The organism is Rhizobium sp. CCGE 510 (assembly GCF_000292525.1).
Lineage (GTDB): Bacteria > Pseudomonadota > Alphaproteobacteria > Rhizobiales > Rhizobiaceae > Rhizobium.
In genome coordinates this window covers 1-514 of the sequence record NZ_AEYF01000140.1, presented here as the reverse complement: position 1 = coordinate 514, position 514 = coordinate 1, and the positions used below count along the sequence as shown (strand labels likewise).

Annotated in this window: 1 pseudogene; it reads right to left on the bottom strand. The window is 54.9% G+C overall.

Annotation, left to right across the window (positions count from 1 at the left end):
* Positions 1-407: pseudogene (locus RCCGE510_RS35420) on the bottom strand (hypothetical protein); the annotation flags it as partial.
* Between the last annotated feature and the right edge of the window lie 107 nt (positions 408-514).

Below are 514 nucleotides of genomic sequence, written 5' to 3'. Positions count from 1 at the left end.
ACGTTCGGACCGGCCGGTTCCCGGATACCTGCCTGCTCAGGGAACAACCCCGACGCTGCGTTCGCCTCAACGACTTGCTGGTACTGCCGAAGCCGCTTGAAAGACGTAGTGTGTCTTCCCATGGCTTCGGTGAAGTCTTGGTAATCTATTTTCAACGACTGTCGCTGCTCATCACTACCGGTGAGTCGGCTGACTATGCTCTCCCTGCCCTCCCTTTGGAGCCAATCGCTAAACTTTCGTAGGTTACTGGCATTTTTCCGAGAAGTCGAGTCCGATCCGCGCTTACTCCGCTCTTCCTTGGCGAAGTCATTAATCATGCGGGCGTCGTCGGGATAAGGATGATGCTGTTTCAACTGCGACTCGGCGCCTAGATACTGCCGCAGCCGATCGAAACTCACGCCGCCCATTTTTTTCCTTCATCCTTGGTAAAGTGCTTGTAATCGTCCTTCAACGACTGTTGCTGCTGATCAGTACCCGTGAGTCGGCTGACTATGCTCTCCCTGCCCGTCCTTCG